The sequence below is a fragment of the Actinoplanes oblitus genome (genome assembly GCF_030252345.1).
GTDB lineage: Bacteria > Actinomycetota > Actinomycetes > Mycobacteriales > Micromonosporaceae > Actinoplanes > Actinoplanes oblitus.
On sequence record NZ_CP126980.1, the window covers coordinates 2,846,333 to 2,870,971 of the forward strand.

18 protein-coding genes are annotated in these 24,639 nt (G+C 72.3%); 12 read left to right on the top strand and 6 right to left on the bottom strand.

What is annotated here, in order from left to right:
* The first annotated feature begins 177 nt into the window (after nucleotides 1-177).
* From Actob_RS12770 to Actob_RS12800, 7 genes are all read left to right on the top strand, one after another.
* Nucleotides 178-1,278 carry a uroporphyrinogen-III synthase gene (locus Actob_RS12770; protein WP_284920367.1) on the top strand — a complete coding sequence of 367 codons (1,101 nt, stop codon included), beginning with the start codon at nucleotides 178-180 and terminating at the stop codon, nucleotides 1,276-1,278.
* Nucleotides 1,279-1,734: 456 nt separating this feature from the next.
* Nucleotides 1,735-2,412 (top strand): sirohydrochlorin chelatase, encoded by a 678-nt coding sequence (locus tag Actob_RS12775; RefSeq protein ID WP_284920368.1) that lies wholly within the window; start codon nucleotides 1,735-1,737, stop codon nucleotides 2,410-2,412.
* A gap of 95 nt (nucleotides 2,413-2,507) precedes the next feature.
* The gene (locus Actob_RS12780; RefSeq protein WP_284920369.1) at nucleotides 2,508-4,598 is read left to right on the top strand and encodes a molybdopterin oxidoreductase family protein; all 2,091 of its coding nucleotides are present in this window, start codon (nucleotides 2,508-2,510) and stop codon (nucleotides 4,596-4,598) included.
* Nucleotides 4,595-7,057, top strand: coding sequence for a nitrite reductase large subunit NirB (nirB, locus tag Actob_RS12785; RefSeq protein WP_284920370.1), 2,463 nt, complete (start codon nucleotides 4,595-4,597; stop codon nucleotides 7,055-7,057). The genes Actob_RS12780 and nirB overlap by 4 nt, the downstream gene beginning before the upstream one ends.
* Nucleotides 7,054-7,377, top strand: coding sequence for a Rieske (2Fe-2S) protein (locus tag Actob_RS12790; protein WP_284920371.1), 324 nt, complete (start codon nucleotides 7,054-7,056; stop codon nucleotides 7,375-7,377). The genes nirB and Actob_RS12790 overlap by 4 nt, the downstream gene beginning before the upstream one ends.
* 1 nt (nucleotide 7,378) lies before the next feature.
* Complete coding sequence (locus tag Actob_RS12795; RefSeq protein WP_284920372.1) at nucleotides 7,379-8,728, top strand: MFS transporter; 1,350 nt, start codon at nucleotides 7,379-7,381, stop codon at nucleotides 8,726-8,728.
* Between the two features lie 242 nt (nucleotides 8,729-8,970).
* Entirely contained in the window at nucleotides 8,971-9,351 is a 381-nt protein-coding gene (locus Actob_RS12800) for a hypothetical protein (protein ID WP_284920373.1), read from the top strand.
* Nucleotides 9,352-9,541: 190 nt separating this feature from the next.
* Here Actob_RS12800 and Actob_RS12805 read toward each other — a convergent pair whose 3' ends face one another.
* Together Actob_RS12805 and Actob_RS12810 are read right to left on the bottom strand one after the other, a co-directional pair.
* Nucleotides 9,542-11,611, bottom strand: coding sequence for a hypothetical protein (locus Actob_RS12805; protein ID WP_284920374.1), 2,070 nt, complete (start codon nucleotides 11,609-11,611; stop codon nucleotides 9,542-9,544).
* Entirely contained in the window at nucleotides 11,608-12,369 is a 762-nt protein-coding gene (locus tag Actob_RS12810; protein WP_284922303.1) for an ABC transporter ATP-binding protein, read from the bottom strand. The genes Actob_RS12805 and Actob_RS12810 overlap by 4 nt, the downstream gene beginning before the upstream one ends.
* 89 nt (nucleotides 12,370-12,458) lie before the next feature.
* Here Actob_RS12810 and Actob_RS12815 point away from each other — a divergent pair, with 89 nt between their 5' ends.
* The 4 genes from Actob_RS12815 to Actob_RS12830 are packed head-to-tail and all read left to right on the top strand — an operon-like array spanning nucleotide 12,459 to nucleotide 19,580.
* Nucleotides 12,459-15,338, top strand: coding sequence for an FtsX-like permease family protein (locus Actob_RS12815; protein ID WP_284920375.1), 2,880 nt, complete (start codon nucleotides 12,459-12,461; stop codon nucleotides 15,336-15,338).
* The gene (locus tag Actob_RS12820) at nucleotides 15,335-17,977 is read left to right on the top strand and encodes an FtsX-like permease family protein (protein ID WP_284920376.1); all 2,643 of its coding nucleotides are present in this window, start codon (nucleotides 15,335-15,337) and stop codon (nucleotides 17,975-17,977) included. The genes Actob_RS12815 and Actob_RS12820 overlap by 4 nt, the downstream gene beginning before the upstream one ends.
* Complete coding sequence (locus tag Actob_RS12825; protein ID WP_284920377.1) at nucleotides 17,974-18,906, top strand: ABC transporter ATP-binding protein; 933 nt, start codon at nucleotides 17,974-17,976, stop codon at nucleotides 18,904-18,906. The genes Actob_RS12820 and Actob_RS12825 overlap by 4 nt, the downstream gene beginning before the upstream one ends.
* Nucleotides 18,903-19,580: an ABC transporter ATP-binding protein gene (locus Actob_RS12830; protein WP_284920378.1), complete on the top strand. Its 678-nt coding sequence runs from the start codon at nucleotides 18,903-18,905 to the stop codon at nucleotides 19,578-19,580. Before Actob_RS12825 ends, Actob_RS12830 begins: the two co-directional genes overlap by 4 nt.
* 78 nt (nucleotides 19,581-19,658) lie before the next feature.
* On the opposite strand, the gene Actob_RS12835 is transcribed toward Actob_RS12830, so the two are convergent.
* Entirely contained in the window at nucleotides 19,659-20,030 is a 372-nt protein-coding gene (locus tag Actob_RS12835) for a MerR family transcriptional regulator (RefSeq protein WP_284920379.1), read from the bottom strand.
* Nucleotides 20,031-20,093: 63 nt separating this feature from the next.
* Here Actob_RS12835 and Actob_RS12840 point away from each other — a divergent pair, with 63 nt between their 5' ends.
* Complete coding sequence (locus tag Actob_RS12840) at nucleotides 20,094-20,714, top strand: NADPH-dependent FMN reductase (RefSeq protein ID WP_284920380.1); 621 nt, start codon at nucleotides 20,094-20,096, stop codon at nucleotides 20,712-20,714.
* Between the two features lie 562 nt (nucleotides 20,715-21,276).
* On the opposite strand, the gene Actob_RS12845 is transcribed toward Actob_RS12840, so the two are convergent.
* The 3 genes from Actob_RS12845 to Actob_RS12855 all read right to left on the bottom strand — a co-directional run bounded on the left by Actob_RS12845 (nucleotide 21,277) and on the right by Actob_RS12855 (nucleotide 24,635).
* Nucleotides 21,277-22,188, bottom strand: a complete 912-nt coding sequence (locus tag Actob_RS12845) for a carbohydrate ABC transporter permease (protein ID WP_284920381.1) — start codon at nucleotides 22,186-22,188, stop codon at nucleotides 21,277-21,279.
* Nucleotides 22,188-23,171 (bottom strand): carbohydrate ABC transporter permease, encoded by a 984-nt coding sequence (locus Actob_RS12850; protein WP_407653623.1) that lies wholly within the window; start codon nucleotides 23,169-23,171, stop codon nucleotides 22,188-22,190. The genes Actob_RS12845 and Actob_RS12850 overlap by 1 nt, the downstream gene beginning before the upstream one ends.
* Nucleotides 23,172-23,261: 90 nt before the next feature.
* Nucleotides 23,262-24,635 (bottom strand): ABC transporter substrate-binding protein, encoded by a 1,374-nt coding sequence (locus tag Actob_RS12855; protein WP_284920382.1) that lies wholly within the window; start codon nucleotides 24,633-24,635, stop codon nucleotides 23,262-23,264.
* Nucleotides 24,636-24,639: the final 4 nt, after the last annotated feature.

The following is a 24,639-nucleotide window of genomic DNA, read 5'->3' on the forward strand; positions in this document are numbered from 1 at the left end:
GGCACTGCGTGGCGGCTCCGCCGGATCGGCTTGTGGCCAGGAGATGATCAACAAGTCACACGGTGGAGGGCGCCGGAAGTGAGTGGCCGTTATCAGGGCGGAAACATTCGCTTGCCGGTCCCGAAATGAGGTCTTAGGACTCTTGCAGCGGAAACGGTGACATGGGATGGAGACCGGATGACCGAGGGTGCACTGGCCGGCTTCACCGTGGCGGTCACCGCGGAACGACGCCGCAGTGAGATGACCGCCCTGCTGGAGCGGCGGGGCGCGCGGGTGGTCAGCGCGCCGGCGATCACCATCGTGCCGCTGATCGACGACGAGGCGCTGCGCGCCGCGACCGAGGCCTGCATCGGGCTGGAGCCGCACCTGGTGGTGGCGACCACCGGGTTCGGGTTCCGCGGCTGGCTGGAGGCGGCCGAGGGCTGGGGACTGGGTGACGCGCTGCGCGCCTCGCTGCGCGGCGCGAAGATCATCGCCCGTGGGCCGAAGCCGTGCGGGGCGATCCGGGCGGCCGGGCTCACCGAGGACTGGGCGGCCAAGACCGAGGCGTCCGAGGAGGTCCTGGAGCGGCTGCTCAGCGACGGTGTGGCCGGGCGGCGGATCGTGGTGCAGGAGCACGGCGAGCCGCAGACCGAGTTCGTCGACGCGCTGCGCTCGGCCGGGGCGGCGGTGGTCGAGGTGCCGGTGTATCGCTGGGCGCTCGCGCCCGACATCGCCCCGGTGCGCAGGCTCGCCGAGCAGGTCGCGGCCGGGCAGATCGACGCGGTGACGTTCACCAGCGCCCCCGCGGTGAAGGCGTTCCTGCGGGTCGCCGGGGAGGGCGGCGCCGACGTGGCCGCCGCGTTCCGGGACAAGACGCTCGCGGCCTGTGTCGGTCCGGTGACCGCGGCCCCGCTGCTCGACCTGGACATCCCGGTGGTGATGCCGGAGCGCTACCGGCTCGGCGCGCTGATCAAGACGGTCACCGACGAGCTGCCCCGGCGGGCGGTGCGGTTGCGGGTCGCCGGTACCACGCTGGAGGTGCGCGGGCATGCGGTGCTGATCGACGAGGTCCCGCACGCTCTCGCGCCGGCCGCGATGGCGATCCTGGCGTCGCTGGCCCGCCGGCCGGGCGCGGTGGTCTCCAAGGACCAGCTGGCGGCCGCCCTGCCGCGCGGCAACGACGGGCACGCGGTGGACGTGGCGGTGGCCCGGCTGCGGGCCGCGCTCGGCTCCGGCAAGCACATCGAGACGGTCATCAAACGCGGCTACCGCCTCCGGGTGGACGAGGCCGCCTGACCGCGGCACCACGGAGAGCCGGAGTGAGTGCCCGACCGCCAGTCGGGGCCGCTGAGAAAGTGAAAACGGAGAGCCGGGAGTGAGTGGCCTGACCGCCAGTCGGGGCCGCTGAGAAAGTGAAGACGGAAAGCCGGAGTGAGCGGCCCGATGCCTGTCCGGGCCGCTGAGCGAGAGAAAACCCGTGCGGCGGAGCCTGATGACGATGCCAGGCCCGCCGAGGACCCCGGCGACGAAGCCGGATTGTTTCCCCGACGCCCGATGAGTTGCCGGGTTCTGACGTTCGGGTTCAGCACGTCGTGACCACCCGCGGACGTCGCCCTTGCGGGCTGAGCGTTCTGGACGCGCAGCGGCCAGCTCAGACCGGAAGGGTCCCTGGCGGGAGCGGCGATCGGTGATCAGCGCGGATCCGAGTCATCAATGTCGTGAATGTGACCCTGAGTGAGACCTGGAGGGCCGATGCCTACCTTGATCGCTGTCGCCCATGGCACCCGTTCGGCCACCGGGCGGCGGGAATTGCGGGAACTCGCCGCCGCGGTGGCCCGGCGCCGGCCGGGATTGGACGTGCGGCTCTGTTACGTCGACGTGCAGGAGCCGAAGGTCGCCGACGTCGTGCCGGCGGTGACCGACGCGGTAGTCGTGCCGCTGCTGCTGTCCTGCGGCTATCACGTGCGGGTGGACATCGCCGAGGCGGTGGCCGGCACCGGCATCCCGGTGACCGCGCCGCTCGGACCGGACCCGGTGCTGCTGGACAGCCTGATCGGTAACCTGCCGGCGGCCGACGCGGTCGTGCTGGCGGCCGCCGGATCGTCGGATCCGCGGTGGCGCGCCGATGTGGCGGGTGTCGCCGCGCGGCTGCCCGGGCCGGCCCGGGTCGCCTACGTGTCCGGTACCGGGCCGCGTGTCCCGGACGTGGTCGCGCAACTGCGCGCCGCCGGCGCGCAACGGATCGCGATCGCCGCGTATCTGCTGGCCGACGGGCTGTTCTACAGGTCGTTGCGGGATGCCGGCGCGGACACGGTGACCCCGCCCCTGTGCCACGATGTTGCGGTGGCCGACCTGGTCCTGAGTCGATTCGATGGCGAGTTTGTAAACGGCGGGAAACAGGTTCTCACAACCGTCGGTAGCCGCTTGTAGTCACATCGGTGGCGGCCCGGTTGTAGGGATTTCCGAACAACAGCGTCACCGCAAGTGGTCTTCCGGGTTAACGCCGGGCCGACAGAGTTCCTCTCGTGACGGCGACCCAGACGCATTGCCCCTACTGCGCTCTGCAGTGCGGGATGACGCTGACGCCCGGGATCCCTCGGGTGCGGCTAGAGCCGGCCGACTTCCCGGTCAACCGGGGCGGCCTGTGCGCCAAGGGCTTCACCGCGGCGGACCTGCTGGACCATCCGGACCGGCTGCTGACGCCGCTGGTCCGTAAGGAGCCCGGCAACCGGGACTCGCCCCTGCGGGAGGCGTCCTGGGAGGAGGCGTACGACCGGATCGTCTCGGCGATCCGGGACAGTCAGGAGCACTACGGGCCGGACAGCGTCGGCGCGTTCGGCGGCGGCGGGCTGACCAACGAGAAGGCGTACGCCCTGGGCAAGTTCGTCCGGGTCGCGCTGCGCTCCTCGGCGATCGACTACAACGGCCGGTTCTGCATGTCGTCGGCGGCGACGGCGGCGAACCGGGCGCTCGGCATCGACCGCGGCCTGCCGTTCCCGCTCGCCGACCTGGCCGAGGCGCGGACCGTGCTGCTGGTCGGCGCGAACCCGGCGGACGCCATGCCGCCGTCCATGCAGTACCTGGACGCCGGCCGGGCCAACGGCGCCAAGCACATCGTCGTCGACCCCCGGCGCACGAACACGGCGAACGGCGCGTACCTGCACCTGCAGCCGCTGCCCGGCACCGACCTGGCGCTGGCCAACGGCCTGCTGCACATCGCGATCCGGGAGGGCTTCCTCGACGAGGACTTCATCGCGAGCCGCACCGAGAACTTCGCGGCGGTGAAGGCGGCGGCCAACGCCTACTGGCCGGAGCGGGTCGAGCGGATCACCGGCGTCCCGGAGGTCCAGCTGCGCGAGACCGTGCGGCTGCTGGCCACCGAGGGCCCGGCGATCATCCTGACCGCTCGCGGCGCCGAGCAGCACAGCAACGGCACCGACACCGCGCAGGCCTGGCTCAACCTGGCCCTCGCGCTCGGCCTGGTCGGCCGGCCCTTCGCCGGGTACGGCACGATCACCGGCCAGGGCAACGGGCAGGGCGGCCGCGAGCACGGGCAGAAGGCCGACCAGCTGCCGGGTTACCGCCGGCTGGACGACCCGGCGGCCCGGGCACACGTCGCGAAGGTGTGGGGCGTCGACGCCGACGAGCTCCCGCAACCGGGGCGTTCGGCGTACGAAATGATCGATGCCCTCGGCGCCGAAGGCGGCGTCCGGGTCCTCCTCGTGCTGGCCAGCAACCTGGTGGTCTCCGCCCCGCACAGCAACAACGTGATCGAGAAGCTGCGCGGCCTGGACTTCTTGGTGGTCTCCGACATCTTCCGGTCGGAGACCGCGGAGCTGGCCGACGTGGTCCTCCCCACCGCCCAGTGGGCGGAGGAGGAGGGCACGATGACCAACCTCGAGGGTCGCGTGATCCGCCGCAAGATGGCGCTGCCGCCGCCGCCGATGGTCAAGACGGACCTGACGGTGCTGACCGACCTCGCCGGCCTTCTGGGCCGCGGCGAGTTCTTCACCGACGAGCCGCGCGCGGTCTTCGAGGAGCTGCGCCGGGCCAGCGCGGGCGGCGTCGCCGACTACGCGGGGATCAGCTACGAGCGGATCGAGGCGGAGGACGGCGTCTTCTGGCCGTGCCCCAGCGAGGACCACGCGGGCACGCCGCGGCTGTTCGCCGAGACGTTCCCCACGGCCTCCGGCCGGGCCAGGTTCATCCGGGTCGATCACCGCGATCCCGCCGAGGTCCCCGACGAGACCTTTCCGTACGTCCTGACCACCGGCCGCAACATGCAGCAGTACCAGAGCGGCAACCAGACCAGGCGGGTGAAGGCGCTCACCGTGGCGCTGCCCGAACCCCGCGCCGAGATCCACCCCGACCTCGCCCGCCGGCACGGCATCGCCGACGGTGACCTGGTCGAGCTCCGCAGCCGCCGAGGCGCCGCGACGTTGCGCGCCCGGCTCTCCGACGGCATCCGCCCGGACACGGTGTTCGCGCCGTTCCACTGGCCCGGCGCGAACGCGCTGACCAATCCGGCCTTGGATCCGCACTCCAAGATGCCCGCTTTCAAGGTGTGCGCGGTGGCCATCGCGCGTGCCGGCACACCAGAAGGGACCGACCAGTGACTCAGCGTTTAGTGGTGATCGGCAACGGCATGGCGGGCGCCCGCACGGTCGAGGAGATCCTCGCCCGCAACGGCGACTTCACCGTGACGATGTTCGGTGACGAGCCGTACGGCAACTACAACCGGATCATGCTCTCCAACCTGCTGGCCGGGGTGGAGACCGAGGAGGGCATCTTCCTCAACGATCTGGCCTGGTACTCCGAGAACGGCATCACGCTGAACGCCGGGGTCAAGGTCGAGCGGATCGACGCGAAGAAGAAGCTGGTGCACGACAGCAACGGGGTGGCCACCCCGTACGACAAGCTGATCATCGCGACCGGCAGCTACTCGTGGACGCCGCCGATGAAGAACGTGCACAACCCGAAGCGCGGCTACCACCAGGGCGTCTTCGCGTTCCGGACGCTCGACGACACCCGCGGCATGATCCGCTACGCCCGGGACCACGAGCGGGCGGTGGTGATCGGCGGCGGCCTGCTCGGCCTGGAGGCGGCGCGCGGCCTGCAGAACCACGTCAGCCAGGTGACCCTGCTGCACGCCATGGGCCACCTGATGGAACGCCAGCTCGATCCGAAGGCCGGCCAGATGCTGCAGGCCAGCGTCGAGGGCAAGCTCGGGATCAAGGTGATCACCAACGCGATGACCACCGAGATCCTCGGCAAGGACCGGGTCACCGGGGTGAAGCTGGCCGACGGCACGGTCATCGAGTGCGACGTGGTGGTGATCGCCGCCGGCATCCGGCCGAACACCGAGATGGTGGCGAACAGCGGGCTGCCGGTCGAGCGCGGCATCGTGGTCGACGACCAGATGCGGGTGCAGGGCGAGCAGGACATCTACTCGGTGGGCGAGTGCGCCCAGCACCGGGGCAACCTGTACGGCCTGGTCGCCCCGCTGTGGGACCAGGCGAAGGTGCTCGCCGACCACATCACCGGGCGCAACCCGGACGCGGCGTACCACGGCTCGAAGCTCTCCACCAAGCTCAAGGTGGCCGGCATCGACGTCGCCTCGATGGGCCTGATCGCCCCGGAGACCGACGACGACGAGGTGGTCGTCTACAACGAGCCCAAGAAGGGCGTCTACAAGCAGCTGATCATCCGCGACGACGTGCTGGTCGGTGCGGTGCTGGTCGGCGACAACAGCAAGGCGGCGTCGCTGATCCAGGCGTTCGACAGGGGTACCGCCCTGCCGGAGGAGCGGGCCGGGCTGATCTTCGACATCGGCGGCCCGGCCGGCGAGGTGTCGCCCGCCGAGATGGCCGACGACGCGCAGGTCTGCAACTGCAACGGGGTCAGCAAGGGCGCGATCTGCGGCGCGGTCTCGTCCGGGTGCAAGACGGTCAGCGGCGTGATGGACAAGACCCGGGCCGGCAAGGGCTGCGGCACCTGCAAGCCGCTGGTCCAGCGGATCGTGGAGTGGGCCAACGGCGGCGCGGTCGAGGAGGACCCGGCGGCGTCCTGGTACGTCCCCGGCGTCCCGATGCCCAAGCCGGAGCTGATGGCCGCGATCCGCCAGTACGAGCTCAAGAGCGTCTCCGCGGTCTTCGACAAGCTGGTCCCCGGCGGGCAGCACGACGCGAAGAGCAAGATGGGCCTGGCCTCGCTGCTCAAGATGATGTGGGCCGACCAGTACGAGGACGAGCGCGACGCCCGGTTCATCAACGACCGGGTGCACGGCAACATCCAGAAGGACGGCACCTTCTCGGTGGTCCCGCAGATGAAGGGCGGCGTCACCACCCCGGCCGAGCTCAAGCGGATCGCCGAGGTGGCCGAGAAGTACCGGGTGCCGATGGTCAAGCTGACCGGCGGCCAGCGCATCGACCTGCTCGGGGTGCCCAAGGAACAGCTCCCGGCGATGTGGGCGGACCTGGACATGCCGTCCGGCTACGCGTACGCCAAGAGCTTCCGCACCGTGAAGACCTGCGTCGGCTCGGACTTCTGCCGGTTCGGGGTCGGTGACTCCACCGCGCTGGGCATCGCCATCGAGGAGCGGTACCAGGGGCTGGAGGGCCCCGGCAAGATGAAGCTCGCCGTCACCGGCTGCCCGCGCAACTGTGCCGAGGCGTACGTGAAGGATCTCGGTGTCGTCGCCATCGACGGCGGCAAGTGGGAGATCTACGTCGGCGGTGCGGCCGGCGCCCACATCCGCAAGGGTGACCTGCTCACCACGGTCGACTCGGCCGAAGAGGTGATCAAGTTGACCGGGCGGTTCCTGCAGTACTACCGGGAGAACGCCAACTGGCTGGAGCGCACCTACGCGTTCGTCCCGCGGATCGGCATCGACCGGATCCGGGAGATCGTCGTCGAGGACTCGGACGGCATCGCCGAGGCCCTGGACGCCGCCGTCGAGGAGGCCGTGCAGGCCTACAAGGACCCCTGGAAGGAGCGGGCCGAGCCGGTCACGCCCGGCCAGTTCCGTACCTCCCTTCCCCTGACCGTTCTCCCCCAGGTTCCGGTGCGCGCATGACCATCACCACTGCTTCCTCGACCCCGACCGTTCTCGGCCCGGTCGCCGACATCCCGCTCGGCGAGGGACGCACCTACGCCGTGGACGGGGACATGATCGCCGTCTTCCGCCTGCGCGACGGCTCCCTGCGCGCGGTCTCCGCGGTCTGCCCGCACAAGGGCGGCCCGCTGGCGGACGGGCAGATCGACAACTCGATCGTCGTCTGCCCGCTGCACCTGTTCGCCTGGGACCTCGCCACCGGGTGCTCCCAGTCCGGCCAAGCCCCGATCGACGTCTACCCGGTCCGGGAAGACGACGGTCAGATCCTTCTGGGAGAGTGACATGACCGCGACTGTGCCCACCATTGAGACCACCCGGCCGTCCGCCAGAACCCTGAAGGGCCACTGGATCGACGAGTGGAACCCCGAGGACCGCACGTTCTGGGCCAACGGCGGCGAGAAGATCGCCAAGCGCAACCTGTACTTCTCGATCTTCTCCGAGCACATCGGCTTCTCGGTGTGGTCGCTGTGGTCGGTGCTGGTGCTCTTCCTCGGCCCGGCCTACGGCTTCGCGCCGGCGGAGAAGTTCCTGCTCACCGCGGTGCCGACGCTGGTCGGTGCCGGGCTGCGGATCCCGTACACGTTCGCGGTGGCCAAGTTCGGTGGCCGCAACTGGACGATCATCAGCGCGACGATGCTGCTCGTCCCGGCGGTGCTGACCGCGTTCCTGGTCAAGCCGGGCGTCTCGCTGAGCACCCTGCTGATCCTGGGCGCGCTGGCCGGGGTGGGCGGCGGCAACTTCGCCTCCTCGATGGCGAACATCAACGCCTTCTTCCCGGAGCGGCGCAAGGGCTGGGCGCTCGGTTTCAACGCCGGTGGCGGCAACATCGGCGTCGCCACGGTGCAACTGGTCGGCCTGTTCGTGCTCGCCGTCTTCGGCGCCGGGCACCCGGGCATCGTGGCCGGTCTCTACATCCCGCTGATCGTGATCTCCGCGGTCTGCTCGGCGATCTGGATGGACAACCTGTCCCAGGCCCGCAACGAGAAGCGGGGGATGCGCGACGCGCTCCGGGAGTCGCACACCTGGGTCATGTCGCTGCTCTACATCGGCACGTTCGGTTCGTTCATCGGCTTCGGCTTCGCGTTCGGCCAGGTGCTGCAGGTGCAGTTCGCCACCCAGTTCAACACCCCGATCAAGGCGGCCTACCTGACCTTCCTCGGCCCGCTGCTGGGCTCGCTGATCCGGCCGCTCGGCGGCGCGCTCGCCGACCGGCTGGGCGGCGCGAAGGTCACCTTCGTCAACTTCATCGCGATGGCGGCCGGGGCGAGCGTGGTGCTGGTGGCCGCGCAGCAGCGGTCCCTGCCGCTCTACATCGCCGGGTTCATCAGCCTGTTCATCCTCAGCGGGCTGGGCAACGGGTCCACCTACAAGATGATCCCGGCGATCTTCAAGTCGAAGTACGCCGGCGACGCCCACCAGGCACGGCGGATCTCCGGCTCGGTGATCGGCATCGCCGGCGCGCTCGGCGGCATCGGCGGGGTGCTGGTGAACCTGGCCTTCCGGCAGTCCTTCCTGACATACAAGGACGCGGACGCGGCGTACCTGGCGTTCATCGGGTTCTACGCGCTGTGCGTACTGGTGACCTGGACGGTCTACCTGCGCCCCGGCGCCCGCGAGACGATCGCGGTCTGATCTTCCGCACACCGGTGCGGCCCGGCGCGCACGCGCCGGGCCGCACCTGTTGTCCGGCAGATTGCTTGACACTGGGAAACTATTGAATGAGCTGCGGAAATGCTTTGTCGATCACGAGGCATCGAAGATCGAATTAGTCTCCGCATCACTCGATCGTGGTCGTGTGTCGCCAAGCCGAAAGCCGCCCGATCCATATGATCAGTTTGTCCGAAATTACCTTTCTTACCGAAAAGGTGATCCCTATGAACAAGCTGATGCGCGGTCTCGCGATGTCCGGCTTCGCCGTCGCCGCCGGCCTGGCGATCAGCGCCGGCCCGGCCACCGCGTCCTCCGCGGCGCCGCAGCCGGCGGCCAAGGCCTCGGCGAACGCCCACCTCCGGGACCGCATCATCGACTTCTACCGCAGCCCGATGGCGTGCCACCGGGCCGGTCGGATCGGCGAGTGGCGCGACCGCTGGGAAGACCACGACTGCATCCCGATCCGGCACGGCTTCCGCCGTGGCTACTGGGCGCTGAAGGTCTACTACGGCTGGGGTGGCGACTTCCACGACCGTGACCACCGCTTCCCGGGCGACTTCCCCGACCACGACGGCCCGGGCCACGGTCCGTGGCAGAAGAACTGACCAGCGCTTTTTCCGGCCGAGGGCCGCATCCGCGAGGATGCGGCCCTCGGCCATTTCCAGGACCTTTCCCGGTACGCCGGGAACCGTTCCGGTGCATCACGGTTTAATGTGCCTAAATCAGGGAAAATAGTACTTTCTTCGACCAATTCTGTCCGAATGGCCGATGGGGCATCCGCCGGGCGGCGACGCATTACTTCACCGGGCGGCGGCCCCACAGCACCAGGCCGGCCAGCAGCATGCCGGCGCCCAGCGCGACCATTCCGAGCGCGACCCCGGTGCGGGCCCCGCCGGCCAGGTGCGAGGCGACGATCCAGCCCCCGTGCGCGTCGAGGACCAGCACCAGCAGACCCTGCGGAAGCACCGGCAACCAGCCGGCGGTCAGCAGGAGCAGGGCCCAGGCGGTGGCCCGGTTCTCCCGGTACCACTGCGGATCCCAGGTGAGCGGTACCGCCGGGGCCGGCGGCGCGCTGCGGTCACCGGCGGCGGCCAGCACCTCGGTGCCCCGCCGCGCGAGCCGGTCGTCGGCCAGCCACAGCGCGCCCCGGCCAACAGCGACACCGGCGACCAGACCCACCACCGGGCCGAGCCACCGCAGCCCGTCCGGTCCCCAGACCACCAGGGCGAACGCCGGCGCCGCGGCGACCAGCGGACCGGCCAGGGCGAGCAGCACGCTGACGATGTCGGTCGGGTTGTCGGCGGCGGTCGGGTGCCGGGCGTCGAGCACCGGCTTGACCCGCAGCACCCCGACCCAGACCGGGGTGCTCGCCCCGGCGGCCAGCAGGGCGGGCAGCACGGCGAGCACCGGGAGCGGATCGACGTCCGGTGCGATCAGCAGCCCGGCGACGGTCAGCAACCCGCCGATCGGCAGCGCGAGGACCAGCCAGGCCAGTGCCCGGCCGCGGGTCTCGGCGGTCTCCCCGCCCGGAGCGAGCAGCGGGATCCACAGCGCGGTGCCGTCCAGGCCGACCAGGCTCGCCGCCATCGCGGAGGCCCAGAGCACGGCGAGCGCGCCGGCCCAGGGCGCCAGCAGGGTGACGTGGGCGGCCAGCGGCAACAGGGCGAGCAGCAGGCCGTAGACGACGGCGAAGGTGAGGTACTGGAGACGGAGGGGATGGCGTACCCAGGAGATCAGCTCGCGGACGGTGACGGCGCGCAGCGGTCCGGGGATGGTGGAGTTGGAAGCGGTCCGGCGGGTCGGTCGGGCGGGCGTGAGCCGTCGTTTCTGGGGGCCGGGTGTGACTGGGCCGGCTGTGACCGCGTCGGGCGTGGCCGGGCCGGTCGTGACCGCGTCGGGCGTGACCGCGTCGGGCGTGATCGGGCCGGCTGTGACCGCGTCGGGCGTGACCCGCCCTCCCTGGGGGCGCCCCCGCAGAACAGTGTGCCCGGTGTTCCCGCCGTCCGCCGCGCCCTCTGTGGACACCCCGCCACTGTGGACAACCGCTGATCCGCCACCCCCGCGCCGCCGGAACGGCGTGCCCGCCGCCAGCACCCGCCGCACCTGCACCGCATACCCGCCCACCAGCGCGCCGGCCAGTACCGCCAACCCGATCAGCCGTCCGGCCGCCACCCCCGGCGAAGCGGTCGCCGCCGCCAGCGGCCAGTCGCTGGGCAGCCGTTCCAGCACGGCGACGGCGCCCGGCGGCGGGCCGGTCTCCAGCAGCCGGCCGATCCACGGCGCCACCGCCCACACCGAGCCGGAGACGCCCATGACCACGCCGGTGAACGTGCCGGTGAGTACCGCGCCGACCGGGCCGGCGGCGCGCCCGACCGCCTCGACAGCCACCGCCGAGCCGGCGAGGCCGATCAGCCAGAGCAGGAGCGCGCCGGCCGCGGCGATCGCGGCCGGGCCGGCTCCGTGCCGGACGGCGGCGTGCACCGGCAGCGACGAGAGCGCGACCAGCGACACGGCCGGGCCGATGCCGACAGCGGCGGCGGCGAGCAGGCCGGCGGTCATCGGGCCCGCGGTGATCGGCTCCAGGCGCAGCTGGGTGGGACGCAGGCGGCCACGGGTGCCGCCGAGCAGCAGCGGCAGCACGATCCAGCCGAGCACCCAGGCGCCGCCGAAGACGGTGAGGGTGTGCGGGTCGCCGCGTACCGCGTACCGGATCAGCCAGGCGGCCGCGAGCAGGCCGGCGACCGCGGCCACCAGCGGTGCGGGGTTCTCGCGCAGCGCGCGCCGCAGCATCGTCGCGCGCATCCGGACCAGTGTCGCGACCGCCGCCGGCGGGCCGGCCGGCCGGACCTCCACAGTGGCGGTCATCCGGCGATCAGCCAGTCCAGGTCGGCCGAGCCGGGCGCGTCGGCGCCGACCAGTTCGACGAACCGCTCCTCCAGGCCCGCCTCGCCGGCCACCTCGGCGACCGTCCCGGCGGCCACCACCCGGCCGCGGTGGATCACCGTGACGTCGTCGCACATCTGCTCGACCAGCAGCATCGAGTGGGTGGAGAGCACCGTGCTGCCGCCACCGGCGACGAAGCGGCGCAGCACCCGCCGGATCGCTGCCGCGGACACCGGGTCGACCGCCTCGAACGGCTCGTCCAGCACCAGCAGGCGCGGCGCGTGCAGCAGCGCCTGGGCCAGCCCGACCTTCTTGCGGGTGCCGGTGGAGCAGTCGGCCAGCGGGGTGGCGGCGCCCTTGGCCAGGCCGAGCACCTCGATCAGCTCGGCGATCCGGCGCCCCGGGGAGGCGACGCCGCGCAGTCCCGCGCAGTAGTGCAGCAGTTCGGCGCCGGTGAGCCGTTCCGGGAAGTCCAGCCCGTCCGGCAGCACGCCGGTCAGCGCCCGGGCCCGCGCCCGGTCGGCGAGCGCGTCCTCGCCGAGCAGCCGGATGGTGCCCGCGTCCGGGGTGATCAGGCCGACCGCCATACCGATCGTGGTGGACTTGCCGGCGCCGTTGGGCCCGACGATCCCGTGGAACGTCCCGGGCCGCACCGTCAGATCGACGTGGTCCACCGCCCGGTAGGACCCGAAGGTTTTGGTCAGGCCACGGATCTCCAAAGCCGCTTCATTCACGGTGATCACCCTAGGCAAAGGCGCGCCACTGGAGGGGGCACCCGCGGCGTGATCACGTCTGGCAAGATCCGGCGCATGCTCGAACCGGAGCGCCGATGGCGCTGATCCTCCGGCGTGCGGCGGCAGCTCGGGGACTGCTCGCCGCGGCGGCCGCGGTCATGTTGGCCGCGGTGCTCCTGCTCACGGGGCTGACCGCGTACGCCACCGCCTCGGCCGGCGCGGGACTGCGCGCCGCGGTCCAGGCCGCCGACCCGGACGAACGGTCGGTGCTGGTGCGCGGGGCGCTCGGCACCGATCCGCAGGCCCGCGACGCCAAGGTGCGGCAGGCGTACGCGCCGGCGCGGGTGAACTCGGCGCGGTACGGCTCCGGCTGGGCCGTGCGTGGCGCCACCGGGACCGCGGTGCCGGACGCGGACGGCATCGTCTACGCGTCCCTGGTCCAGCTCGACGACCTGCACGAGCACGCCGACCTGGTCAGCGGTTCCTGGCCGGCCGGGAACGGCGACGTCGCGGTGGCCCAGCCGGCCGCCACCGCACTCGGGCTCCACAGTGGCGCGACGTTGCGGCTGCTCGACCGGAACACCAAGCGGACCGTGGCGCGCCGGGTCAGCGGCGTCTGGCGGCCGCGGGACTCGGCCGACCCGTACTGGCTGCTCACCCCGGACCTGTTCGCCGGGCATCTGCCGCAGACCGCGACGTACGGCCCGATCGTCGCCGCCGACCCGGGCTTCTTCACCGGGGCGTCCGGCGGCTGGCTGATCCGGCCCGCTCTGGACAGCCCGACACTCGCGTCGGTCCGGCGGGCGGTGGAGCACGCCGAGGCCACCGGCACGACCCTGCCGGAGACGACCGGCCTGGGTACCTCGGCGACGGTGAGCACCGGGCTGCCCGTCCTGGCCGACCGCCTGGTCCGGGCCGACCTGGTCCGCCGCTCCACACTGGTCACCCCGCTGCTGCTGGTGGTGGTCCTCGGCGGCTACGCGCTGTCGCTGGTCGCGGTGCTGCTGGCCGAGTCCCGGCGCGGTGAGACCGCGCTGCTGCGGGCCCGCGGCGCGTCCCGCCGCCAGCTCGCCGGCCTGGCCGCGCTCGAGGCGTCCGGGCTGGTGCTGCCGGGCGTGCTGGCCGGGCCGCCGCTCGCCGTGGCGCTGGTCCGGCCGCAGGCCCCCGACGCCCGGCTCGATGCCGGCGTCTGGCTGGTCGCGGCCCTGGTCGGGCTGGGCGGCGTGCTCGCCCTGAGCCTGCCCGCGATGCGCCGCGGCGGCACCTACGTCGCGGAGACCGCCGGTCGCAAACGCCTGTCGACGGTCCGCCGCGCCGGGCTGGACCTGGTCGTCGTCGCCCTGGCCGTGCTCGGCTGGCTGCAACTGCGGCAGTATTCGGCACCGACCGGCGCGGGTGGCCTCGGCATCGACCCGCTGCTCGCCGCCGCGCCCACCCTCGGCGTGCTGACCGGCGCGGTGCTGGCCGTCCGGTTGCTGCCGCCGGTGGCCCGGTTCGCGGCCGGCCGGCTGAACCGCGGCCGGGCCCGCTCCGCGCTGTTCGGCACCTGGCAGGCCGGCCGGCGCGCGCACGCCGGCCCGATGGTGATGGTCGCCCTCGCGGTCGCCGCGGCCACCGTCTCCTGGTGCCTGGCCGCCACCGCCCAGCAGTCCCGCGTCGACCAGGCGGTCCAGCAGACCGGCGCGGACCTGCGGCTGGTCGAGACCGGCGGGGCCGCACCGGCCGGCCGGGCCGGCGAGCTGGCCGCACTGCCCGGCGTACGCGCCGTGGTGCCGGCCTGGCGCGACTTCGTGCCGCTGACCGCCGGCGAGGAACCGGCCGAGCTGATCGCCCTGGACGCGGCGGCCGGCCGGGACGTGGTGCAGGCCCGCGACGACGCCCTCGGCGGCCCGCCCGCCGAGCTGCTCGGCAAGCTCGCCGCCGCCGGTGGCCCGGGCCAGGCCGGCACCCTGCGGCCGGGCCGGATCAGCAGTTCCGCGCCGCTGCACACGATCGCGATCCTCACCGGCGGGCGGCGCGTCGATCTCGGGTTCACCGACCGCGGCCGGCCGCGGTCGTTCACCGCCGCCGGGCCCGGCCTGCTCGGCTTCAAGGTGGAGGGGACCGGCCGCTGGCGGATCACCAGCCAGGAGGGCACCTGGCGGGCGACCGACCAGGCCGGCTCGCTGGTCGACCCGGTGGACGGCGCGTACCAGGTCACCGGTGGCCTCACGGTGGCGTTCCAGGCGGCCTGGAAGCCGGTCCCGATCGCGATCACCCCGGCGGTGCAGGCCGCGTTCGGCAAGATCAGCTTCCTGAACATCGGCCGGGCCGGCGTGCCGGTCACGGTGGTCGCCGTGATCAACCGGATGCCCGGCACCGGCGGTGGCGCGGCGATCCTGGCCGACCGGGCCGCGCTCGACGCCCGGCTCTTCGGGGGCTTCGGCGTCGTGCACGACACCAACGAGTGGTGGCTGAGCGGGACCGCTCCGGACGCCGCCGGGCTCTCCGGCCTGCGCGTGCTGGACCGGCGGCAGCTGGCGACCACCGGTGACGCGTACGGGACGGCCGCCCGGATCGCGCTGTCCGGGGCCGCGCTCGGCGCGATGCTGCTGGCCGTGGCCGGCATCGCGGCCGACGCCCGGGCCACCGCCCGGCACCGCTCGGTGGAGCTGGCCGTACTGCACACCCTGGGCGCCGGCCCGCGCCTGCTGGCTCGCTCCCTGATCGTCGAACAGGCACTGCTGGCCGGGCTCGGCGCGCTCGCCGGCCTCGGCGTCGGGCTGCTGGTCGCCGCCGCGATGGCTCCGCTGCTGGTGCTCACGCCGGCGGCCGGGCGCCCGGAGCCGGCCGCGCTGTTGCAGATCCTCTGGGGCCGCACCCTGGGCAGCGCCGCCCTGCTGGTCGCCGTCGCCCTCGCGGTCAGCGCCACCACCGCGCTGGCCGCCACCCGCCGGCTGCCGGCAACCCGTCTGCGACTGGGGGAGGACCGATGAGCGTGCTGCACCGGGTCCGTGCGTTCGCCGGTCAGCTCGCCCTGCTCGCCGTGCTCGGCGCGCTGGCCGCGTTCCTGGTCTCCGGGCCGGTCCGGCTGGCCAACGGCCGCACCGACGACGGCCTGCGTGGCGACATCGGCAAACTGCCGGCGGCCAGCCGGGACCTCACCTACTCCGGGATCCGGATGATCGGCGAGCCCAACCGGGCGACCGGCGCCACCCAGCTGGAGCCGATCCGCCGGGGGCTGCCCGCCCCGCTGCCCGGCCTGGTCAGCGACGGCTGGTACATCGCCGAGACGGAACTGTCCTCGATCCGCCCGGCCGGGATCGAGCCCGGCCAGTGCCCGGACCTGGTCCGGGTGCGCTGGCAGACCGGCGCCGACAGGGCCGTCGAGCTGGTCGGCGGCCGGGCCCCGCGGTCGCGGGCGACGCCCGAGCTGATGATCGGGCGGGACGCCGCCGCGGCGCTCGGCATCAAGGTCGGCGACCGGGTCAGCCTCGGGTCCCCGCAGGGCACCGCCGAGGCCGCGGTGGTCGGCGTGTTCGCCCCGCTCGACGCGGCGAACCCGATCTGGGCCGACCAGGAGCTGGCCCCGAGCGCCTGCCCGGACCCGCGCGAGGGGCAGCGGAGCGAGGCGGTGCTGCTCACCGACCAGGGCGGCGCCGTCGCGATCGGCGCCAGGCTGGAGAACCTGGGCGACCGGTGGCGGTTCCGGCTCGACGAGCGGAGGATCACCGCCGACCGGGTGCGGGACCTGACCAAGGCGGTCGCCGGCGCCCGGCGCCGGCCGCCGGAGCGGACCTCCCTGCAGAGCAGCCTGGACACCACGCTGGCCCGGTTCGACGAGCAGGTCCTCGCGGTGCGGGCGCTGCTGGCCGTGGTGCAGGCCGGGATCCTGGCCACCGCCGCCGGCCTGGTGCTGCTCGCCGCGCGGCTGATGGCCGATCGGCGGCGGGCCGAGTTCGCGCTGGTCCGGGCGCGGGGCGGGGCGGTACGCACGGTCGCCGGCCGTACCCTGCGGGAAACCCTGATCGTGGTCCCGATCGCGGTGGCCGCCGGCTGGCTGGCCGGGACCCAGCTGCCCGGCCGGCCCGCTGACGGGGAGCCGCTGCTGGTACTCGCCGTCGCGCTGCTCGCCGTGCTGGCCGCTCCGGGGTACGCCGCGCTGGTCGCCAGGCATCCGTCGTTCTCCGGGCACCGCTCCGACGTGGCGTCGCTGCGGCCGGGCCCGCGGCGGCTCACCGCCGAGGCGTTCCTGGTGCTGCTCGCGGCCGGCGGGATCGCCCTGCTGCGGCGGCGCGGGCTGGACGCCGGGGCCGGGGTGGACCCGTACCTGATCACCGTGCCGGTCCTGCTCGCCCTGGCCGCCTCGGTGGTGGCGCTGCGGCTGGTGCCGTTCCCGCTGCGCTGGGCAGGCAACCTGGCCGCCCGGGCCCGCGGTGCGATCGCCTTTCTCGGCCTCAGCGGCGCCGGCCGCGCCCCGCTGCACTCCGGTCCGCTCGCGGTACTGGTCGTGGCGATCGCCACCGGGCTGTTCACCGGCACCGTGACCAGCACCGTCGGCGCGGCCCGGGACCACGCGGCGGAGCTGGCCATCCCGGGCGACGCGACGGTCACCGGTTACCGGTTCGCCGCCGACACCGCCCAGCGGATCGCCGCGCTGCCGCACGTGACCCGCGCCAGCTCGATGCTGCTCTACCAGGGTGCCAGGGTGCGCGGCGACACCACGCCGCTGCTCACCCAGACCCTGGCGATGGTGGTGGACGCGGCGACCGCCGGACTGGACCTGCCGGCCGCGCTGACCGGCGCGCGACCCGGCGGGGCCGCGGTCCCGGCGATCGTCTCGCCGCGGCTGGCCGCGCAGCTCGCCGGCGGCGGGTTCGTCGAGGTGCAGGGGCGGGAGTACCGGTTCACCGTGGCCCAGGTCCGCTCGGCGGTGCCCGGGCTGGGCACCGAGGCCCGCGACTTCATGGTGCTGCCGCAGCAGGCCATGCCGATCCCGGACTTCCAGCCGATCCTGCCCAACCGGATCCTGGTCGCCGGCGACGGGTTCGACCCGGATCGGGTGCGGCAGACCGCCGACGACGGTCAGCGTGCCCAGCTGGCCTCGCTGACCGGCAGCCCGCAGAAGGACGGGAAGCTGGCGGTGCCGGCGGTGGTGACCACCCGGTCCGACTACCGCGCCTCGCTGGAGAAGCGCGGCGTCAACGGCGCGCTCAGCTTCACCTTCGCGGCCGGCATGATCGCCGCCGCGGCGCTGTCGCTGACCGCCGTGGCGCTCGCCGTGCTGACCGGCGCGCCGGCTCGCGGCCGGACGCTGTCCCGGCTGCGGACCATGGGCCTGTCCGCGCGGCAGGGCCGGCGCCTGCTGGTCTTCGAGATCCTGCCGCTGATCGGGGTGGCCGTGCTGGCCGGTGGCCTGGCCGGGTTCGCGCTGCCGGCGCTGATCGGCCCGGCGCTGGGACTGGGCGGCTTCACCTCCGGGGTGGCCGCCGGGACCACCCTGGATCCGTGGTTCGCCGGTGGGGTGCTGGCCGTGGCGGCGCTGGCCGTGCTGGCCGCGCTCGCCGTGGAGAACGTCGCCAACCGCCGCCTGCGCCTCGGCACGGTGCTGCGGCTCGGAGAGGAGCAGTCGTGACCGATCTCGCCGATCTGGAACGGAAGGCGGCCGAGCGCGCCGCCGCCCGGGCCGGTGGACAGGACCGGCTCAGCGGGCACATCGTCTGCGACGGCCTCGTCCGGATCTTCCGTACCGAGGGCGTCGAGGTGATGGCCCTGCAAGGCCTCGATCTGGTGGTCGACCGCGGCGAGCTGCTGGCCGTCGTCGGTGCTTCCGGATCCGGCAAGTCGACGATGCTCAACATCCTGTCCGGGCTCGACGAGCCGACCGCCGGCATCGCCAAGGTGGCCGGTTTCGATCTGCTGGGCATGACCGCCAGGAAACGCCTCGAATACCGCCGGAAGATCGTCGGGTTCGTCTGGCAGCAGACCGCGCGCAACCTGCTGCCGTACCTGACCGCGCGGGAGAACGTCGAGCTGCCGATGCGGCTGGCCGGCAACCGCAGGCGCAGGCGGGCCGAGGAACTGCTCGACATGGTGGGGGTGGGCGGCAAGGCCGGTCGCCGCCCGGCCGAGATGTCCGGCGGCGAGCAGCAGCGCTGCGCGGTGGCGGTGGCCCTGGCCAACGACCCGGAGGTGCTCTTCGCCGACGAGCCGACGGGTGAGCTGGACGAGGCCACCGCGGACGAGGTGTTCGGCGCGCTGCGCACCGTCAACGCCGAGCTCGGCGTCACCGTCGTGGTGGTCACCCACGACCGGAACGTGGCGGAACAGGTCCGCCGCGCGGTCGCGATCCGCGACGGCAAGACCGCTTCCGAGGTACGCCGGTCCGCCCGGCTCGCCGCGGACGGCACCGAGCAGCACGTCACCGAGGAGTACGCGGTGCTGGACCGGGCCGGGCGGCTCCAGCTGCCGGCCGCGTTCGTCGAGGCGCTGAGCCTGCGCGACCGGGTCCGCCTCAACCTCGAACCCGATCACGTCGAAGTCCGTCCCGGGGAGTCCGCATGAGCGTCGTCGAGGTGTCCGGGCTGTCCCGCGACTACGGCTCCGGCGAACGGGTGGTGCACGCCCTCTCCGCCGTCTCGTTCAGCGCGGAGAAGGGCGAACTCGTCGCGGTCCGCGGCCGGTCCGGCGCCGGCAAGACCACCTTGCTCAACCTGATCGGCGGCCTGGACCGGCCGACCGCCGGGACCGTCACGGTCGCCGGCCGGGACGTCACCGCCGCCTCCGAGGCCGACCTGCTGGAACTGCGGCGGGACACCATCGGCTTCGTCTTCCAGTCGTTCGGCCTGATCCCGATCCTGTCCGCCGCCGAGAACGTCAGCGTCCCGATGCGCCTGGCCAGGCATGCCCCGGGCACCCGCGACGAACGGGTGTCGGTGCTGCTGGAACTGGTCGGCCTCGGCGGCCAGGCGAACCAGCGTCCCGGCGAGCTCTCCGGCGGCCAGCAGCAGCGGGTGGCGCTGGCCCGGGCCCTGGCCAACGACCCGGACCTGCTGATCGCCGACGAGCCCACCGGCCAACTGGACTCGGACACCGGTCGCGCCATCATGGACCTGCTGCGTGCCGTCGTCGACGCCCGCGGCATGACCGCCCTGGTCGCCACGCACGATCCGAACCTGATCGACCGGGCCGACCGCGTCCTCACCCTGCGCGACGGCCGCCTGATCGAGTCTGTTTGAGACCCGTTTCCGGTACGGCCGACGCGCGGCCCGCGTCGGTCGTACCGGAAACGGATCCTGATCGTGAAGGGCGTCTCGTCAGAGCTCGCAGAGTCGCGCTCCCGAGCCCATCTCGGCGAGCTGCGCCTTGAGCGCGGCGGTGCGGGCCTCCGCCTCGGCGATCAGCGTCTCGGCGACCCGGCCCCAGTCGGTGCAGGCCGGCTCGTCCGGCAGGCTCGCGAAGATCTCGGCGATCTCGCGCACGGTCAGGCCGACCCGCTGGGCGAGTTTCGCCACCTTGATCCGGCAGGCCGCGGCGTCGTCGAACCGGCGCTGGTCACCGGCGGTGCGCTCGGCCCGGATCACGCCGTGCTGCTCGTAGAAGCGGACGGCGGACGGCGCGACACCGGCCGCCGCGGCCACCTCGCTCACCGTCAGCACGAAACCGGGCGACGTCAGCGTGAGGCTCATCGCCTCATCCTGCCCCGGGCACCGCTTGACTTCAACATATATTGAAGGCCGAGTGTGGTCCGCATGAGCGAAACGAATCTTGCCACCCGCCCCACCGTCCCGACCGGTACCGATCACGACAGCACCGAGCCGCTGCACCTCGCGGTGATCGCCGGCAGCGTGCGTGACCAGCGGATGAGCCGGGCCGTCGCGGAGTGGGCGGCCTTCCGCGCGGCCACCGGGGCCGTCGAGGTGGACCTGATCGACTGCGCCGAGGCCGGCCTGCCCGACGACGGCGCGCTGCGCCCCGGCGGCAGCGAGGCGTCAACCGTCGCCGGTCGCCTGGACGCCGCCGACGCCTTCGTGATCGTCACTCCGGAGTACAACCACAGCTATCCGGCCGGGCTGAAGCGGCTGATCGACTGGCACTACCGGGAGTGGATGTTCAAGCCGGCGACCATCCTCAGCTACGGGGTCCAGGGTGGCCTGCTGGCCGCCGAGCACCTGCGCGGCGTCTTCGCCGAGCTGCACGTGGTGACCACCCGCCGGGGCGTCGGCCTGTCCCGCCCGTGGGAGCAGCTGGGCCCGGCCGGCTTCCAGCCGCCGGCCGCCACCGGTGCCGCCTTCGACGCCGCCCTGCACGAACTCGCCTGGTGGGCCACCACCCTGCGCACCGCCCGCCGCGACCGCCCCTACGCCCGCTGACGCCCGTCGAGCCCCGCCGGAGCCGGGCAGCCGCCGGCGCCGCCTGCCGCGGCAACCGGGCAGCCGCCGGCGCCGCCTGCCGCCGGAACCGGGCAGCCGCCGGCGACGCCTCCCGCGGCAACCGGGCAGCCGCCGGCGCCGCCTGGCGTGGGGCGGCTCGGCTCGGGCGGCTGGCGTCCGCACCCGCCGTGATCTCGGGCCCCGCCGGTGCGCCGCCACCCCCGGCTGGTCGTGGTGGTGGTGTCCGGTCGCCGGAAAGAACCCTGAGGACCAGCCTGGAGTGGGGCTCGGCTCCGGCGGGGGACCAGCCGGGGGTGGGTTTGGTTTTTGGCGGGTCGTCACCACCCGCGGGCGTCGCCCTTGCGGGCCGGGCGTTCTGGACGCGCAGCGGCCAGCCCGGCCCGGAAGGGTCCCTGGCGGGAGCGACGATCAGTGATCAGCGCGGATCCGAGTCAGCAAGCCCTTGAATTTGATCTTCAAAGGCCGGACAGCGAGTGACCGGCGCAGAAGAGGAACGGGGCCGCACCAGACGGTGCGACCCCGGGCAAAGCGGAAATACCGACTACCCCTTGACGCTGCCGGCCAGCAGGCCGCGGACGAAGTAGCGCTGGAGCAGGAGGAACACGGTGACCGGCACGATGATCGAGACGAACGTGCCGGACGCCAGCAGGTGCCAGGCGGTGCCCCGGGTGCCGGTGAGGTTCGCCAGCTGGAGCGTGATCGGGGCGACGGTGTCACCGCCGCCGGCGAAGACCAGGGCCACCAGCAGGTCGTTCCAGACCCAGAGGAACTGGAAGATGCCGAAGGCGGCCAGGGCCGGGGTGAGCAGCGGCAGCATCACCCGGAAGAAGATCGCCACGTGGCCCGCGCCGTCCACCCGGGCGGCCTCGATCAGGCCGGCCGGGATCTCCTTGATGAAGTTGTGCAGCAGGTAGATCGCCAGCGGCAGGGCGAACGTGGTGTGCGCCAGCCACAGCGGCCAGAACGTGCCGGCGATGCCCATCTTGACGAACAGGGTCAGCAGCGGGATCAGGGTGACCTGCAGCGGCACGATCTGCAGGGCGAAGACCGCCACGAACAGGATGTTCTTGCCGCGGAAGTTGACCCAGGCGAACGCGTACGCCGCCAGGGCCGCCACCGACACCGGGATCAGCACCGAGGGGATGCAGATGATCAGCGAGTTGACGAAGTAGGTGCCGAGGTTGACACCGGTGTCGTTGTCGAAGACCGCGCGGTAGTTGTCCAGCGTGACCTGGGGGTCGGTGAAGAACGTCCACCAACCGGTCCGCTTGATGGCCAGCTCCGGGCGGAACGAGGAGAGCAGCAGCCCGAAGGTCGGCAGCGTCCAGAGGATCGCGATCACGATCGCGGCCAGGGACGCCCACGGCGAGCTGAGCCGCTTCTTCGCGACTGCGGCGGCGCTCAGCTGGACCGGAGTGATCTCCGGCGTGGTCGTCAGCGGGGTGACCGTCATCATGCCTCCTGACGGACTTGGCGGATGTTGTACACGATGATCGGGATGACCAGGACGAACAGCACCACCGCGAGCGCGGCGGCGAGGCCCTGGTTGCTGGCCCGGATCAGCTGGCTGTAGAACTCGTTGGCGATGACGCTGGTCTTGAAGTTGCCGCCGGTCATCGTGCGGACCACGTCGAAGACCTTGAGCGTGCCGATGGCCAGCGTGGTCAGCACCACCACGACGGTGGTCCGGACGCTGGGCAGCGTGATCCTGATGAACATCGTCCACGGGCTGACGCCGTCGAGGCGGGCGGCCTCCACGATCTCGTCCGGGATCGCCTTGATCGCCGCCGACAGGATCGTCATGGCGAAGCCGGCCTGGATCCAGATGAACACCACGATCAGCAGCAGGGTGTTCAGCTTGCCGGTGTCGGTGATCATCAGCTGGACCGGCTTGCCACCGAGCCAGACGATGACCTGGTTGATCAGGCCGATCTGCTTCACCGTGGCCTGGTCGGGGCGGTACTCGTACATGAACTTCCAGATGACGCCGGCCGCGACCATCGAGATCGCCATCGGCAGGAAGATCAGCGCCTTGGCGAACGACTCGAAGCGCGACTTGTCCACCAGGATCGCGTAGATCAGGCCGATCCCGGTGGCCAGCGGCGGGACGATCAGCACCCAGACGACAGTGTTGCCCAGCACCGTGAGCAGATCGCCGTCGGTGAAGATGGTCTTGTAGTTGTCGACGCCGATGAAGGCCTTGCCCGACGCGTCGAAGAACGATTGGTAGATGGTGCGCAGGCCGGGGTAGACCAAGCCGACGGCCAGCAGCAGCACGACCGGCAGCAGGTAGAGGTAACCGACCCAGTTGTCGGAGCGCTTGCCGCGCACCCGGCTGGCAAAGAACAGGACGACACCCAGCACGGCGGCGAACAGCAGCAGCGCCGAGAGCATCTGCAGAAGTTTTTCTGGGGTGGTGCTCGCAGTTTGAAACACGCGGCCCGGACCTCCTTCGTGATTCCGAGGGGAAAGAGGGCGAGGGCCGGCCGGGACGTGGCGTCCCGACCGGCCTCGGAGAAACTCAGATCACTTCTTGGGCCATGCGGCTTCGATGTTGTTCACCGTGGTGGTGGTGTCCTGGCCGGTGATCCAGGCGGTGGCCTGCTTCCAGAACGCGTTCGAGCCGACCGCGGCGGGCATCATGTCGGAACCGTCGAACCGGAACTGCGCGTTCGGGTCCTGCAGGGTCTCGGCCGACAGCCGGTCGATCTCGCTGCTCAGGTTCGAGACCTGGAGGCCCTTGTTGGCGCTCACCCAGCCGGTCGACGCCTTGGCCTTGATGTTGGCCCAGGTGTCGGTGGAGAGGTAGTACTGGAACGCCTTGACCTCGGGGCGGTCCGCGAACGCGAGGGTGAACTCACCGCCGCCGAGCACCGGCTTGGTGCTGGCGTCCTTGCCGGGCAGGTAGAAGGCGAAGATGTCGCCGTCCTTGCCGATCTTGGTGCCCTTGGGGAAGTTGGCCGCGTAGAAGCTGGCCTGGCGGTGCAGCGAGCAGTTGCCCTCGAGGATCTGCAGGCCGGCGTCCTGGAACGTGGTGGACGCGACCGACTTGACGTCGCCGAGACCGCCGTTGACGTACTTGTCGTTCTTCAGGTAGCCGCCGACCGCGTCGAACGCGGCGGTGATCTCCGGGCTGTTGAACGGGATCTCGTGCTTGACCCACTTGTCGTAGGTCTCGGCGCCCGCGGTGCGGAGCACGAAGTCCTCGACCCAGTCGGTGGCCGGCCAGCCGGTGGCGTCGCCGGAGCCGATGCCCGCGCACCACGGCTTGGCGCCGGTGGCGGCGATCTTGTCGCTGAGCGCCTTCAGGTCGTCCAGCGTGGTCGGGACGGTGTAGCCCTTGTCCGCGAACTCCTTCGGCGAGTACCACACGAAGGACTTCACGTTGGCACCGAGCGGCGCGGCGTAGAACTTGCCGTCGACCGTGCCGTACGCCTTCCAGTCCTTGCCCCACCACTTGTCGACGTTGTCCGAGACCTCCTTGGGGGCCTCGACCGCCTTGCCGGTGGCGACGAGCTGCTGCAGCAGACCCGGCTGCGGCACGAAGGCGACGTCCGGCGGGTTGCCCGCCTTGGCCCGGACCAGGACCTGGGTCTCGAAGGACTTGTCACCCTCGTACTTGACCGTGACGCCGGTGCACTTCTCGAAAGGCTCGTACGACTTCTTGTGCGGGGTGTCCTCCGGGGTCACGATGCCGGTGTAGATCGACACCGTCTTGCCCTTGAGGTCACCGAACGAGCTGAACTGCGAACAGTCGATACCCGCCGCTGCCGCCGTGTCGGTGGAACCCGAGTCCTTGTCCTTGTCGCCGCCACACGCGGCGAGGCTGAAGACCAGCCCGACGCCGAGGGCACCTGCGAGCGCGACTCGGGATCGCGAACTCCCACGTAGACCGAACATGCTG